9 protein-coding genes are annotated in these 15,838 nt (G+C 56.7%); 6 read left to right on the top strand and 3 right to left on the bottom strand.

The features are described 5' to 3' along the window. Window positions 1-89 precede the first annotated feature (89 nt). The gene (locus Mal52_RS29255) at window positions 90-1,337 is read left to right on the top strand and encodes a M48 family metallopeptidase (RefSeq protein ID WP_197534980.1); all 1,248 of its coding nucleotides are present in this window, start codon (window positions 90-92) and stop codon (window positions 1,335-1,337) included. Between the two features lie 47 nt (window positions 1,338-1,384). Here the strand turns inward: Mal52_RS29255 and Mal52_RS29250 are convergent, their stop codons facing one another. After that, window positions 1,385-2,764 carry a DUF1501 domain-containing protein gene (locus tag Mal52_RS29250; RefSeq protein WP_145380426.1) on the bottom strand — a complete coding sequence of 460 codons (1,380 nt, stop codon included), beginning with the start codon at window positions 2,762-2,764 and terminating at the stop codon, window positions 1,385-1,387. A gap of 283 nt (window positions 2,765-3,047) precedes the next feature. Continuing rightward, complete coding sequence (locus Mal52_RS29245; protein ID WP_145380425.1) at window positions 3,048-3,989, bottom strand: TFIIB-type zinc ribbon-containing protein; 942 nt, start codon at window positions 3,987-3,989, stop codon at window positions 3,048-3,050. 198 nt (window positions 3,990-4,187) lie between these two features. On the opposite strand from Mal52_RS29245, the gene Mal52_RS29240 reads away from it, so the two are divergent. The 3 genes from Mal52_RS29240 to Mal52_RS29230 all read left to right on the top strand — a co-directional run bounded on the left by Mal52_RS29240 (window position 4,188) and on the right by Mal52_RS29230 (window position 13,817). Beyond that, window positions 4,188-7,580 carry a DUF1553 domain-containing protein gene (locus Mal52_RS29240; protein WP_145380424.1) on the top strand — a complete coding sequence of 1,131 codons (3,393 nt, stop codon included), beginning with the start codon at window positions 4,188-4,190 and terminating at the stop codon, window positions 7,578-7,580. 223 nt (window positions 7,581-7,803) lie between these two features. Then, entirely contained in the window at window positions 7,804-9,138 is a 1,335-nt protein-coding gene (locus Mal52_RS29235; protein ID WP_231962483.1) for a DUF1501 domain-containing protein, read from the top strand. A gap of 182 nt (window positions 9,139-9,320) precedes the next feature. Continuing rightward, window positions 9,321-13,817 carry a DUF6797 domain-containing protein gene (locus tag Mal52_RS29230; protein ID WP_197534556.1) on the top strand — a complete coding sequence of 1,499 codons (4,497 nt, stop codon included), beginning with the start codon at window positions 9,321-9,323 and terminating at the stop codon, window positions 13,815-13,817. 65 nt (window positions 13,818-13,882) lie between these two features. Here the strand turns inward: Mal52_RS29230 and hemP are convergent, their stop codons facing one another. After that, window positions 13,883-14,077 (bottom strand): hemin uptake protein HemP, encoded by a 195-nt coding sequence (gene hemP, locus Mal52_RS29225; protein WP_231962482.1) that lies wholly within the window; start codon window positions 14,075-14,077, stop codon window positions 13,883-13,885. A gap of 298 nt (window positions 14,078-14,375) precedes the next feature. Here hemP and Mal52_RS29220 point away from each other — a divergent pair, with 298 nt between their 5' ends. Together Mal52_RS29220 and Mal52_RS29215 are read left to right on the top strand one after the other, a co-directional pair. After that, complete coding sequence (locus Mal52_RS29220) at window positions 14,376-15,293, top strand: DUF1559 domain-containing protein (RefSeq protein WP_145380423.1); 918 nt, start codon at window positions 14,376-14,378, stop codon at window positions 15,291-15,293. Then, a complete protein-coding gene (locus Mal52_RS29215) occupies window positions 15,283-15,756 on the top strand; it encodes a hypothetical protein (RefSeq protein WP_231962481.1) in 474 nt (157 codons plus the stop codon). The genes Mal52_RS29220 and Mal52_RS29215 overlap by 11 nt, the downstream gene beginning before the upstream one ends. Window positions 15,757-15,838: the final 82 nt, after the last annotated feature.

Genomic DNA, 15,838 nt, shown 5'->3' with positions numbered 1-15,838 from the left:
GCAAAAAGAAAACGCCGGCCACGACCGACCCTGCGCGATGGCTAAACCGCGCATTTCGGGGTGACATCAAACCGGTTCGACGATCGATCGTGTACCGATTCGGTATTTTGTTGGTGACCATCGTCATGGTCGTGCTTCCGTTGCTGTACGTGGCTCTGATTGGCCTGACCGGATATGCGGTCTACTACCATGCGGTCAACCACACCGGCATGCTGGGAGCCGCCCGCGGCCGCGGCATGATTATGGTGTTTCTGGTCTATCTCGCGCCGTTGGTTATTGGCGGGATTCTCGTGCTGTTTATGATCAAACCGTTATTTGCGCGACCGGCCAAACATGTCCGCCGCCGTTCGCTGACCAATGCGGGAGAGCCGTTGATCTTCGCGCTTGTTGAACGCATTTGCGAAGTTGTTGGGGCGCCGCAACCGCGACGTATTGACATCGATTATGAATTAAACGCATCCGCGCGATTTCGCCGTGGTTGGTTGAGTTTTTTTGGATCGGATTTGGTTTTGACCATCGGCATTCCCTTAGCAGCCGGGCTTTCTGCTCGGCAGCTCACCGGCGTACTGGCCCATGAATTCGGCCATTTTAGCCAAGGTGTGGGGATGCGGTTGACGTATATTGTACGAAACGTCAACGGCTGGTTTGCCCGCGTTGTTTACGAACGGGACGAGTGGGATGAATGGTTGGCGGAGACCGCTTCGGAAGTCGATTTTCGGATCGGCTGGATTTTATTGCTCAGCCAATTGTGTGTGGCGATCACTCGTGGCGTGCTCTGGTTCCTTATGCTCGTAGGACATGCGGTCAGCGGATTCATGTTGCGGCAGATGGAATACGATGCGGACCGCTATGAGACCCGCGTCGCCGGCTCGGAGACATTCGCCGAGACATCGCATCGAATCCGGCAATTGGGTGTGGCCTACGGATTAACTCAGCAAGCTGTCGTGGGGTTGCTGAATCAAGGTTTGTATCCAGACGACCTAGCCAAAGTGATGCTGAAAATGGGCGATGAATTAACACCGAAAGCGCTGCGCCAAATCAAGCAGTCAGGCGATGAGGAAAAGACCGGCATCTTTGATACGCATCCGTGCGATAAAGATCGTATCGCTAGTTCGGAGCGGGAAAAGGCTCCGGGGATTTTTCATGTTGACGGACCGGCGTCGAAGCTGTTTCAGAATTTTGAAGGCCTATCTAAAAACGTCACCTGGGACTTGTATCGCGACATTGGGTCCCCCATCAAACCGCAGAACATGGATCCGGTAGAGAAATTGTTTGAAAAAGAAGAGGAGCCGACTCAGCCATCGGTCGAGACGCTCCCGCCGATTCCGTTTGATTGAACCGTCCGTCGTGGAAAGCTACCGCCCAGCATGCAATGGTGACGTGCCTACAGCAACTCGCGGATCGGTGTCCCAAAGGGAATCAACGGGACCGGGCGGCCGTTGTTGTCGGGGACCATTTCTGCGTAGTCAATGCCCAGAAAACGGTAGATCGTCGCCAACAGGTCGTTGGGGTCCAGCTTGCGATCCTTGGGGCGTTCGCCCTTGGCGGTTGTCGAACCGATGACTTGTCCGGTTTGCATGCCGCCGCCGGAAACGAGTACGGACATGGCGCCGGGATAGTGATCGCGGCCCGGTTGGAGCACCTTCGATGCGGTCCCTTTTTGTGGATTGATCCGCGGCGTGCGGCCGAATTCTCCCGAGACGATCAGCATCACTTTTTTGTCCAAACCGCGCTGATAAAGATCCTCGACCAGGGCGGCGATGGCTTGGTCAAAGACCGGCAGACGTGCGCGGGCATCGTCGAAAAGGTGTCCATTGACCGCATGGATATCCCAGTTGCCAATCGCCCCCGGGATGCTGGGATTTTGCATTTGCATGGTCACAAAACTCGTACCTGCTTCAACGAGTCGCCGCGCTAACAGCGCGCGTTGGCCCCATTTGTGACGGCCATATTTGTCGCGGACCTTGGGGTTTTCCTGCGACAAATCAAATGCGTTCTGCGCCTTGTTACTCGTCAGGAGGCTGACCGCTTCGCGATCGTATTTGTCCATCGAGTCCATCACGCGCGATTGATCGATTTCGCGGTTGAGTCCGTCGAACGCTTTGCGGAGCAAACTGCGGTCATCTAAGCGGTCTTTGATCGCCGGGGAGAGCGACAGGTTTTTGACCTTGAAGTCAGGGGCGTTCGGGTCCCCACCGACAACGAATGGCAAATACGCCGGTCCAAGACTAGCACTGCCGCCGCCGTAGACGTTCGACGCGTCGGCGACGTAGCGAGGCATGGCCGGATTGCGGCGGCCCTCTAACATCTTCGAGACGACCGGTCCCAAACAGGGAAACTGTCCGAGCGGATCGAGGAGTTTGAATGGGTTGTAGCCGGACAAAAACCGTCCCGCTCCGGCGGCGTGGTTGGCGAAGCCGTGCGAGATGGAGCGGATCACGTTGATTTTGTCCGCCACCTGGGCGTGCATCGGCAGGTGCTCACAGATATCCATTCCGGGAGCAGCGGTTGCGATCGGATTGCATTCGCCACGATAATCAATCGGTGCTTCAGGCTTGAGGTCATAGGTCTCCAGATGACTCGGCCCGCCTTGCAGCCAAATGAGAATCACCGACGTATCATCGGCCAGTCCCGTCGCCTCTTTGGCAGCAGCGCGCCCCCGCAGCAAATCACTCAGCCCCAATCCACCCAGCGCCAGCGACCCCGCTTCTAAAAAACTACGGCGACTAACCGGTCCGCGACAGGCAGTGGTGGGAGCCGTCATGGTGAGACCTTTTATCGTTTAAGAAAACCGTGGCATGGGGAGGGAAATAACGGTGTCATGGGGCGTGCAGCAACGATTGTCGCCCAACCGGTCCCGGCGTGTCAACTGCGGTTGGGATGCGGCAGGCGGGGGACAGGCCTGATGGCCCATTGCCAAAACGACAAGTCGCGCTGCTTACGACCGCAAGCGGTCGGTTTGGGAAATGTCTCCACGCAACTTTTTATCTGTGTTTGATCCGTGTTTCATCTGTGGCTACTGAAAACCTTCCAATCGACAACAACGATCATTGAAAGGCGGCGACGAATAGGATGATGGCGAGGATGATGCCCAAGCCGACTATTATTGCTGTGGTGACTTTCTTCGCTGAGATCGGAACGTCGCCGGTGATTTTGCCGGTTTGGCCGTTGAGTAAAATTCGTACCGGGGGTTTGGTTTCGTTGTATTTGACGGCGAATGTCCAGAGCGGCAGGAGCACGAGGTCGATGACTTCGTTGCTTAAATTGGTGTGGTAGCGCAGGTCGCGGTGGCTGTCGCCGGGCATGAATTCGTCGAGCATCCGGCCCACTTTTTGCACGCTCTCTCTATGCGCGAGTTGGAAACATTCTTCTTGGGTCCGTGACGGATCTTCGGCCATCCAGCCGGCGATCGCGGCGTGGGAATAGCGGTTCAGTGCCCGGAGGTCGTAGGGCTCGATCGCTTCGAGTTTGTTGTTGCTGACGCCGTGGGAAGCAGTGACGATCACGTCGAGGACGTAGCAGGCGTGGTTACCCCGTAGCGGTCGCCATTCGGTGCGGGTAACGGTCCGCGTGCGAACAACGGTGTTTCCTTTGGCATCGGTGGTCGTGTAGGTTTCGGTCTCGGTGTAGTTTTCACCGATATCGGCTGTGTAGTTTGTGTGGGCGACGGCACCGTAGAGATAGGCGGGCACGTAGACCCCTTGCAAGACCTCCGGTGCTGCTTCTTTGAAGTCGGAACGGGCAAAGACACCGCTATTGCGTAGCCAACGCCGTACCGATTTTTTGGCTCGGTCACGATCGATGACAAAGCCCAAAACAAAGGTCGGATCGGGGCGATCGGCTGTGGGGGGGCGTTCGACGATCGACGTGGAAGCGCAATACGGGCATTGCACAGTCCGCATATTCGCTGCCACCAGCACTGTCGCGCCGCACGACTGGCAGGAGATTTCGAGTTGTTCATCCGCGGACTGCGGCGCGTCGGCGAGCATTCAGAAGCCTTTCTGAAAGGCGAAAACCGAGGAAGGAAGCAAGCGGCCGGTCAATACGGCCACAAATCTACGCAATCATGATAACGGAACAAATGCACGGCTGGATCATCACTTACAATGGTTTTTCGTGGGCGGAAACCAGTATAATGCAGGGTAGGGCCACTACCAAGTTACTAGATCTGTCGTAAGGACTCGCTCATGCTGTTGGACAGGAGAACCGCGCTCGTTTGTGCCGCTCTGATTGGCTGCGCAATCACAACGCCGAACTTCGCTGCCGAAGTAGAAACCGATAAACCGTCTGATCGTTATACCGATATCGTCAAAGCAGACGAACCGATCGCCTATTGGCGGTTTCAGGATGCTCAGGGCGATACGGTACGCAACACAATAGCGGCCCCGGAGGCGGAAGCGTTGTTGGACGGAACTGTGGTGGGAAAAGTCTCACCAGGAGCGCCCGGTCCGCAATCGCCCGATTTTCCGTTATTCGGCAGCGACAACCTGTCCGTTCGTTTGCCGGCCAAAGGCTCGTACGTTCGTATCGCTGATCCGGGGGCGGACAGTCCTTTGGATTTTGATACGGGGGATGCGATCACGATCGAGGCTTGGGTGAATCCCAAATTGACCAGCGGCCGCGATTATCACTACATCATCGGCAAGGGGCGAACGAACCATCCTGATTTTGCGCGTGACAATCAGAACTGGGCCTTGCGACTGCAATCCCCAACCGGCACGCTTAGCTTTTTGTTTCGCAGTCGTGGCGAGAAGGGGGAATGGCATCGCTGGACTTCGAAAGAGGGTTTAGGCGGCGATAGCGGTTGGCACCATGTGGCGGTGACGTATACGTTTGGCGAAGAAAAAAGCTTGGTCGGTTACATCGATGGTCGACCGGTGAAAGGCGTTTGGGATTCCGGCGGAGCGACCGATCGTGCACCGGTGGTCGATGACGACGAAGTCCGCATCGGGTCGACATTCCATGGCGGCGCCTTTGGCGGTGCCTTGGACGAAGTTGCGCTGTACCGCCAAGCATTGGCACCCGAACGGATCGCCGCGCGTTATCGCTATGTGGCTCCCGAACTGCGGCCGATTGTTTGGGAAGAGATTCCCAACGGGACGTTGTGGGTCGATATTTTTGAAGGACTGCCCAATCGCCGCTCTTGGGAATTCCGCCCGCCCAAATATGTCGAAAGCTTTACCACTTCGACGTTGGCGTTTGTAGCGGTTCCCAAGAAATATGATGCGCGGGGACTGCAAAAGGACCGCTCAAATCCGTTTTTGTTGCGTGCGGCGGGAACGTTTGAAATCCCGGCCGGGTCGCAGCAAATTTTGTTGCGGTCACGCAATGCAGCGCGGCTGTATTTGGATGGACGACTGATTGCGGAAACGAAATTTCACAGCATCTCCAGCAGCGCGCATGGGCGCGTTTTTGATGTGGATACCAGTTTAGCCCCCAACATCCGCCCCTTGCGCCGCGGCGATACCGAAACGGTCGCCGTCATTGAAGGAGACGGAAAGCGGCACCATCTGCGGTTTGAAATGATCGTGGGAGGGCAGGGGCATCGTCCGGAGTTTGGTGAAACCTCGGTCAGCATTGCTGCTCCGGGTGAGGATTTCCGGTTGGTAGGCAGTGGCGGAACCTTTTTGTTGACGGATGAAGGTTGGACGGAATTCAAACGAGGTGAGCGGCAGCGAATTGCACAGTTGAGCGCCGAAAGTCGCCACGTGGCGGGCAGTGCAGAAGCCGAAAAATGGGCACAGCGGCACGCAGCAGCGCGCGACGTGATTGCCGGGCAAGACAAACCGGTGGTGCCGGAAGTTGCGGAAACGGCAGAGGTTTACAATGACATCGATCGTTTCATTCTAGCGCAACTGGAAAAAGCCAAAGTCGCGCCGGCCGCGTTGACGGATGACTATTCGTTTTTGCGACGGGTGGCATTGGATGTGACGGGGACGATTCCCAGCGAAGCACACCTCGCGGAATTTCAAGCGGATCAAGATCCGAATCGGCGGAGCAGGGCGATTGACCGGTTGTTGGCTGAACCGGGCTGGGCGGACAATTGGATGGGGTATTGGCAAGACGTGCTGGCCGAGAATCCTTCATTGGTCAAACCCAAATTAAACAACAGCGGACCGTTTCGGTTTTGGCTGCATGAATCGTTGGCGGACAACAAACCGTTCGATCGATTTGTCACAGAGTTGATTCGCATGGACGGCAGTCGTCGTTTCGGAGGCCCGGCCGGCTTTGCGATGGCAACCCAAAACGACGTACCGATGGCGGCCAAGGCACAGATCATCGGTCGGGCATTCTTGGGGCTGAACATGACCTGCGCCCGTTGTCACGATGCGCCGTTTCATGATCACAAACAACAAGATTTGTTTGCCTTGGCGGCCATGCTCGACCGCAAGCCGCTGCGTGTGCCCAAAACAAGTAGCGTCCCGGGTGACGAAGAGTCACTCGCCTCGATGATTGTCGAAGTCACGCTCAAACCAGGATCGCAGGTGGCACCGGAATGGACCTTTTCGGAATTGATTGATGACGCGGCACTGACGGAAGCAGCTGCGTCGCAAGCGGATCCTCGCGAGCATGTGGCCGCTCTGATCACGTCGCCGCACAATACGCGGTTTGCCGAGGTGATCGTCAATCGCATGTGGAAACGGTATTTCGGTCGCGGTTTTGTCGAACCGGTCGACGATTGGCACGATGTCGAACCATCGCATCCCGAGTTGTTGCAATACTTGGCGCGCGAGTTGGTTCTGCATGATTACGACTTGAAGCACATCGCGCGGTTGATTTTGAATTCGCGGACCTACCAGAGCGAAATTGGCGAATTGTCGGAGGAGCAAACTCAGCTATTCGCCGGCCAAGTTCCACGGCGGATGTCGGCCGAGCAGTTGGTCGATTCGATGTTCGCCGCGGCAGGCAAGCCGCTGCGGGCCGGGCAATTGTGCTTGGATCCCGACGGAGCGATGAAACTGGATACAGCAACAAACCTTGGCGAGCCGCTGCGGGCGTGGGAGTTTGCCTCGTTATCGAACGAGCGCGATCGTCCCAGTTTGGCATTGCCGTTTGCCCAACCGTTTGTGACATTCCTAGAGACATTCGGTTGGCGGAGTGCTCGGCAAAATCCGATCACCGAGCGCGATGACGATCCGACTGTCCGGCAACCGGCGGTGTTGGCCAACGGGGTGTTGGGTCGTCGCATGACGCGCCTCTCGGACGACAGTGCATTCACGCGATTGGCTCAGGAAGAACAACCGGTCGAGCGGTTGGTGGAACGGGTCTACATGCGTGTCTTGACGCGGAAACCGACGGCCCAGGAGCAAACGCTGTTTGTGGAATTATTATCACCCGGTTACGTCGAACGTTTGGAAGATCTTCCACAAGCCGTCGAGAAACCGCAGCGGTTGCCGTTGGGAATGGTCTCCTGGTCGAATCATCTGAGTGAGCGGGCCAATGCGATTAAAATCGAATTGCAACGCGCCGTCGAACGAGGTGACTTACCCACGTCGCGATTGAACACCGATTGGCGGGAACGGATGGAAGATATGTTGTGGGCGTTGATGAACTCACCGGAGTTTGTCTATTTGCCGTAAGAGGGAAATCAATAAAAGAAATCACACTCGATCGATGGACCGATGGTCGGGATTGGGTGCCACTGGCGGCTCGTCCGCCAGTGCGCGCGTTGGCGTACACGAGCATGGAAATCGCACTCTAACCCTGCACTGGCGGACAAGCCGCCAGTGGCACCCGTTTGTGGGACTTGGGAACGAGAAGAGCGCGACGACCGGTGGAAATGTTGAAAGGTGAGCAGTCTTGATGTTTGGGATCACAGAAATGGATGAGCAACGACGGCGGTTTTTGGCGCAAAGTGCTGTCGCTGGCGGCGGACTTGCGGCGTTGTCGCTGGGACAACCGTTGCGCGGTTTGGCCAACGAGGCGTCTCCCGCTCCGGTCGTGCCGCGGGGCAAGGCGGAGCATTGCATCATGATTTGGTTGGGCGGCGGATCGAGTCATATCGATACGTGGGATCCCAAACGGATGGGCGATGCCAAAACAAAAAAGCCGGGTTCGTATTATCCGTCCATCGAGACCGCTGTGCCGGACACGCAGGTTTGCGAACACCTGCCCAAATGCGCCCAGATCTTGGACCGGTTTAACATCGTGCGGACCGTGCATCACGATGTGATCGACGAACATGCCGCTGCGACCAATCAAGTGCACACCGGTCGTCCGACCAGCGGCACGGTTGTTTATCCGTCGGTGGGTTCTATTGTGGCGCACAAGCGCGGTCCGGCCAGCGAACATGCACCGGGATACGTGTTGATCGGCTATCCCAACGTAACGCGTGGTCCGGGATTTTTGGGAGCGAAGGCGGGTTATATTTATCTGACCGACACCAAATCGGGTCCCGCCGGCTTTTCACGCGCTCCGCATATCACAGCCGCCCGGCAAACGCGGCGCGAGGATTTGTTGCGCCGCGTTCGCGACGAATATCGCAAACAACTCCCCGCCGGATCGGTCGTCTCCGACTACGATACGACAATCAGCGAAGCCTTGCGGCTCTCCGGACCCAAATTCGCGAACGTGTTTGAGTTGGATTCCGAATCGGCGTCGCTGCGTGAATCGTACGGTGGGGAATTCGGCCAGCGTTGTTTGTTGTCGCGGCGATTGTTGCAATCCGGGGTGCGGTTTATCGAAGTCTCGCACAATTTGAATTTCGTCAACGGAACCGGCTGGGATACGCACAACGACGGCCAACTGAAGCAGCACGTGTTGATTCAAGAACTCGACGACGCGCTTTCGGCGTTGGTGCTCGACTTGGAACAACACAAGATGCTGGACAAGACGTTGATCGTCGTTGCCTCGGAGTTCGGCCGCCCGGCGCAGTTTGACGGTGGCGGCGGACGCGGGCACTATTCCAAGGCGTTCAGCGTCGTCTTGGCCGGCGGCGGGATGAACAACGGCAAGACAATCGGCGTGACCGATGAACTGGCGATGAAGATTGAATCGGATCCAGTTTCGCTACCCGACTTGCATGCCACAATCCACAATGCCATGGGAATCGATCCGCACGAGGAGTTGTATACTCCCGACGATCGCCCCGTACCGATCACCGATAACGGCCGGCCGATCGCGGCGCTGTTTTCGTAACGATCGGCGCGCTCAACATGGTTGTCGCCCCACATCAGGGCACAGCTCTGACGCTTTGTGACACCCAAGAATTTGTGTGCCACTGGTTCTGCCAGTGCAATCTCGGTATGGGGATCACTGATAAACACTGGCACACAGCCGCCAATTTAAGCAGCAATGAAGCTCTAGGATGATTAGGACTAATGATGCGTCGATCGTGGTTGGTGATGTTGTGCGCGCTACTGTTATGTCATAGCGGATTAGTTGCGCAGGCTGAGGACGCGCCGTCAAAACAAAATGACATCTACGCCAAAGACAATCTCGTCGCATGGTGTATTGTTCCGTTTGACAATCAAAAGCGGAGTCCCGAGCAGCGAGCCGCGATGTTGGAGCGGTTGGGGATCGGCAAGCTGGCCTATGATTATCGCGCCGAACATGTCCCGACCTTCGATGCCGAAATGGAGGCACTCAAAGCGCATGGTATCGAATTGACCGCCTGGTGGTTTCCGACTGTGCTCAATGACGATGCGCGGCATATTTTAGAGGTGCTCAAGCGACACGACATCAAAACGCAGTTGTGGGTCACCGGCAGCGGTGGACCGAAGACGCCCGAGGATCAGCAGGCGTGGGTTCAACAGGAAGCGGCGCGGATACGTCCCATTGCAGAAGCAGCAGCGAAAATTGGTTGTAGCGTGGGGCTATATAACCATGGAGGTTGGTTCGGCGAACCGGAAAATCAAATCGCCATCATCCGTGCGCTGGATTTACCGAACGTGGGGATCGTTTACAACCTGCACCACGGCCATGCGCATGTCGACAAGATGCCGCAATTGCTCAAAAAGATGCTGCCGTATTTGTATGCGGTGAACCTCAACGGCATGGTCCGCGGCGGTGATCAGCGGGGGGCGAAGATCCTTCCGCTTGGGGCAGGGGACCTGGATGCGGAATTGCTAAAAACGATTCGCGACAGCGGCTACTCCGGGCCGATTGGGATTTTGAATCACACGCAAGAAGATGCCGAAGCGCGGCTGCAGGACAATCTGGATGGTTTATCCTGGCTGGTGGGGACGTTCAGCGGGCATCCCCCCAGCGCCCGCCCGCTGTATCGCAGTTGGCAACCCTCCGCGCCGGCGGCATTGGACGGGGGAAAAGTCTATGAGGGCCGCGACGATTTCCGCCAACCGCCCATCACGGTGGAATGTCGCGTTCGCCTGAATCGCAAGAATGATTACAACATCCTCGTCGCCTGCGATGAAAAGAAATCTCCCACGCACTGGGAAATCTTCACCATGCCGCGCCAGGGAGTTTTGACCGCTTACCTGCCGGGAATGTCGCCCGATCACGTGCGTTCGAAAGCGGCGATTTGCGACAATAAGCTGCACACGGTGGCGATGGTTTATGAAGCCACGCGAGTGCGGTTGTATGTCGATGGCAAGCAGGTCGCCAGTCAAAAGATCTCAGCCAAAGGCGGTGCTGCGATTCCCGGGGGATTGGCGATCGGGCGGCTGGTCGAAGGGGGCTTGGCGTGCAACGGCAACATCGAATGGGTACGGATTTCGAACGGCGCGCGCGACATCCCACACGAACCGCAACAAGCCGTGAAAAAAGATGCGTCGACGATCCAGTTGTGGACATTTCCTAAAACCGTTGCGGTGCAGCAGCCACCCACCATGGCTTCAGAATTCAACGCCGGGTTTGTCGACGAGACCGTCGCTGCCGCCAAAGAGAATGGTGATTTCATGCGGGGGGCGGCTTTGTTCGCCGATGCGAAAACCGCTTGTTTGTCGTGTCACAAAATCGGCATGCAGGGCGGGACCGTCGGTCCTGATCTGACGATGATCGGCAAACAGCGCAAGCCGGAACAGATTATTGAATCGGTCTTTTGGCCGCAGCGGACGGTGGAACCGGAGTTCGTCTCATTCACGGTCATCACCAACGATGGAAAAGCGATCCGTGGCCACAAACTGCGTGAGGATAAAAAATCGATCGTGCTCCGCGACCCGCAAACCGGGGTGGAAAGCACGATTGCTCACGAGGATATTGATGAAATTGTGCCTGCCGGTTCACTGATGCCCGACGGGTTGACCGCTGCGATGACGCGGCAACAACAAGTGGACCTGATTCGCTTTTTGACCGACTTAGGTCGCTCCGATGCAGCCAAGCCCGAAGCTTTGCACATGCTGATGGGACATGCGCACATGCATACGCCGGCCCCGTTTGAGTACGACCGCGCGCCGCTGCATCCGCAGGATTGGCCGTCGTGGCAACAGCCGGTCAATCGCGACCGCATCTATGATTTTTATGCCAAGCAAGCGGCACATTTTCGCAAACAGAAACCGACTCCGCCGTTGCTACCCGGATTTCCGGGCCTGGACGGGGGCGAACTGGGCCACTGGGGAAATCAATCCGAGACAACGTGGTCCGACGGGCGTTGGAATGAGACGCGATTGGGCAGCGTGCAAAGCGGCGTGTTTCATGGCGGGGGTGTGAACGTCCCCCGCGCGGTTTGCATGCAATTGGGAGACGACGACGAACTCTCCGCTTGTTTCAATCCTGAGACGCTCAGTTATGACGCCGTCTGGAGCGGGGGGTTTGTCAAGTTTTCATCGGTCCGTCATGGATTCATGCACGGCTTGATCATGGACGGCCAACCGGTGAAGCACGAGAAAACAGCCAAGCCGAACCAGCCATTCGAGTATCACGGGTTCTATCGACATGGCCGGCGCGTGGTGTTTGCTTACCGTATTGGCGACGTTGAATATCTCGATGCGCCGTGGGTCGAGGATGGCAAATTCACCCGCGTTGTTGCGCCGACCGACGAACATCCGCTGCGAGAATTGATCCAACCGGGCGAACGGCAATGGCCGGAGGTGATCACCACAGCGGTCAAACCGGGAACCGGGCGGCCGTATGCGGTCGATACGATTGAACTGCCTTTCGACAATCCTTGGAAGGCGCTGCTGTTTTGCGGAGGACATGACTTTCTTCCCGACGGCAGCGCGCTGGTCTGCACGATGCAGGGAGACGTGTGGCATGTGAGTGGATTTACCGATGGCGGTCAGCAGGCGCAGTGGCGGCGTTTTGCTTCGGGACTGCACCATGCATTGGGGCTGGTCGTGACTGATGCGGGAATCTTTGTGCAATGCCGCGACCAATTGGTCCGGTTGCATGATCGAAACCAAGATGGCGAAGCCGATTATTATGAGTGTTTTAGCAACGCCTTTGAAACCTCACCGGCGGGGCACGATTTTATTTGTGGTTTGCAGTGCGACGACGCCGGTAATTTTTACACCGTCTCGGGCAATCAAGGGATCGTGCGGATTTCTCCCGATGGAAAAAACGTGGAGGTCATGGCGACCGGACTAAGAAATCCTGACGGGTTGGGAATCTTGCCTGATGGGACATTAACAGTACCCGCATCGGAAGGAGACTGGACCCCCGCCTCGATGGTGTGCGCCGTTCGTCCGTCTGCTGAAGGTGAAGACGGCACTCCGCCGTACTTTGGTTATCAAGCTCCGCGCGACGGGAAAGCGCCGGAACTGCCATTGGTTTATTTACCGCGGGGATTGGATAATTCCAGCGGGGGCCAAGCCTATATCGACAGTGACCGCTGGGGACCGCTACGAGGGGCGTTGGTCCATTTGTCGTTTGGCGGCGGGCGAAGTTTTCTGTTGTTACGTGACGAAGTCGACGGGCAATTGCAGGGGGCGATTGTGCCGCTTCCTGGCGAGTTTCGTTCGGGCGCGCATCGCGGACGCTTCAATCCGCAGGACGGGCAATTGTATGTCTCCGGCATGGCGGGCTGGGGTTCCTATACGCCCGATGATGGTTGTTTACAGCGCGTGCGTTATACGGGAGACCGCGTGCAATTGCCGATCGGGTTTCATGTCTATCAAAACGGGGTGACGGTAAAATTCACCGAGCCGATTGATCCCGCTGTTGCCGCGAAGATCGAAAATCAATTCGCCCAGTGTTGGAATTACCGGTACAGCGGGGCGTATGGCTCGCCGGAGTTTTCCACGCGACACCACGGCATGCGGGGGCACGATCATTTGCCGATCACGTCGGCGCATGTATTGCCCGATGGCCGCTCGCTGTTTTTGGAAATCCCCGATCTACAACCGGTGAGCCAACTGCATTTGCAATTGCAGGTGGATGCGGGGGAACCGCGCGACATGTTTTTAACCGTGCATCGTTTAGACCGGCCCTTTAGCGACTACCCCGGTTATCGCCCGGTGGCGAAAATGGTACATCCGCACCCGATTCTTTCTGACTTGGCCTTGGCCACGATTCGCATTCGCAATCCCTTTATGAAAGCGATTCCCGAGGCGCGGCCGATCACGTTGGAGACGGGCAAGAACCTGACGTTCGCGACCCGTGAGTTACGGGCCAAACCGGGCGAAGCGATCCGTTTGAATTTGGTGAACCCCGATGTGGTCCCGCACAACTGGGCGTTGGTCAAAGCGGGAACGCTCAAGAGCGTGGGGGAGATGGCTAACCGGTTGGTGGCGGATCCCGAAGCGGTGGCGCGGCATTACATTCCGCGAACCGACGACGTGTTGTTTTACACGGATGTCGTTCCACCCAAATCGCAGTTCACGATTTACTTTCGCGCGCCGAAAACCCCGGGGCGGTATCCCTACCTGTGCACGTTTCCGGGGCACTGGATGGTGATGAACGGCGAATTGATCGTGGAGTGATTGCGAGGCTGTCAGCGCGGCCAACACCGGTTTTCAATTTCTTGCGCACAGCTTGCGCGCCGCGTTTACTTGTTCAAGATTAGCTTCTTGTTCCGCGTTGAGCGCAGGCGGTAGACCTGACCGTGAAATTCGATGAGCACTTCGGTTTGACCCTCGGCGAGTGCTTCGAAGGTGATCGATTTCGGGGGATCGGAATCGCCGGGGTCGCTGTTTTTCTCTGCGGGAATTCGCGGAGTCTCACTGGGGTCATGCATATTCATGGTGGCGGTGCCGTGGATTCTTTGGGCGAGGTCGTAGTGAGCAATTTGTTGCCTGCGATCACGGCGAAAAAAATCAGGCGGAAATTTTCAGGCCGGGTGCTTTCGCGATTGACAACAATGGCACAAGTCGGCATTATGTTGACATTGAGACTCAGTGTCAACTCTAGAATGCTGCAGCAAGCTTCGACGCGGAACTCCGCGCAGCCAGCCACACATTAAGAGACCGCGGATCACAACGCACCAGCGTCTGTGCCGCAATTTTACTCTTAACTTGGCTTCTGCAAAGGAGATGCTTTCCATGTCCGTTTCTACACAACCTGCTCGCCGCGGGTTCACGCTCATCGAATTGCTAGTGGTCATCGCGATCATTGCCATTCTCATTTCACTGCTGTTGCCGGCCGTGCAACAAGCCCGCGAAGCAGCCCGCCGTACGCAGTGCCGCAACAATCTGAAGCAGTTTGGGATTGCGACACACAATTATCACGACATTTATGGGCAATTTCCCAATGCCAACGCCAACAGTTCGCTGAGCGGCGGAAGCTTGTTTGTTTCGATCTTGCCGTTGATCGATCAGGCGAATGGATACAATTTGTGGGATTTCAACTTATCCAACTCCGATCCGGTAAATGTCGCCGTCTCGGGGCAGCGGATTCCGGTCTTTATGTGTCCCTCGTCGACGGAACCTCGTATGGTCCCGGGGTGCGATGTCGACGCGGGGCGTGCACCGGGAAACTATGCTGTGAACATCGGTTCGAAGGATTTCAATCAGTACTGGTCATATTATGGTGAGCCAGCTCCCTCGTTGGACGGAGCAATCGTCTATACCGACTCAGCTGATGGCAAGACATCGCTGAAGCATTTCGTCGATGGCGCAAGCAACACGCTGATGATCGGTGAAACGGCCTACAATCTGCCGGACTACAAATTCAGTTCCGGAGCCTGCCTGGACGAACCGCGTTATTCGTTCACTTATTGGTCGAATCCGTATCCTGGTTCCACTGCTTGCACGACCGAATACGCATTCAACCCTCACGACAAACTCGATGATGGCGATTTCGATCCCAACTGGGTCCGTTCCTTCCGTAGCGACCATGTCGGAGGTGTCTTTTTCGTCCGTGCTGACGGCTCGGTGCATTTTGTGGCCGAGAGTATCGACGCGGGAGTCTTGGATGCCTTGGCGACTCGAAACGGTGGGGAGATTATCAGTGACAACTAAAGCATCCAACAATCTGCTGTTGGCTGCGATGTTGTTTTGCGGCCTGATTGTCGGCTGCGGTTCCGGCGCAGCTGAAGGACCTCCCCGCGCCGATGTGCGGGGGGTCGTGACCTTGGATGGTCAACCGTTGCCGAAAGGAGTGATCCTGTTTGTTCCGCTTGAGGGAACACCCGGGCCGAAGACGTCGATTGCGATTGCGGACGGGAAGTTTTCTGCCGATGATTCCACCGGCCCGGTGGTCGGCAAGCACCGTATCGAAATCAAATCGACCGACGACGGTGGTTACGCTCGGGATGATGAGTCAGCGATTGATCGTTTGAAGGAATCGAGAACCCGCCGTATCGATGTCGTACGAGTACCGGCAGCCTTTAATGCAAATAGCCGCTTGACCGAGACCGTTCGCGAGGAGGGGACTAACGAATTTGAATTCCCACTCACGACCAGCAGGCGTCGCCGGCGCTAAACGGCTTCGGTTACGGCATTCCATGTTTAGTTAAAACACAAATCGCAACGGGACTTGCTACCGTTTGCTAAACCCCCTTTGC

This window comes from Symmachiella dynata, from assembly GCF_007747995.1.
GTDB lineage: Bacteria > Planctomycetota > Planctomycetia > Planctomycetales > Planctomycetaceae > Symmachiella > Symmachiella dynata.
This window is presented reverse-complemented; position numbering and strand designations above follow the sequence as displayed.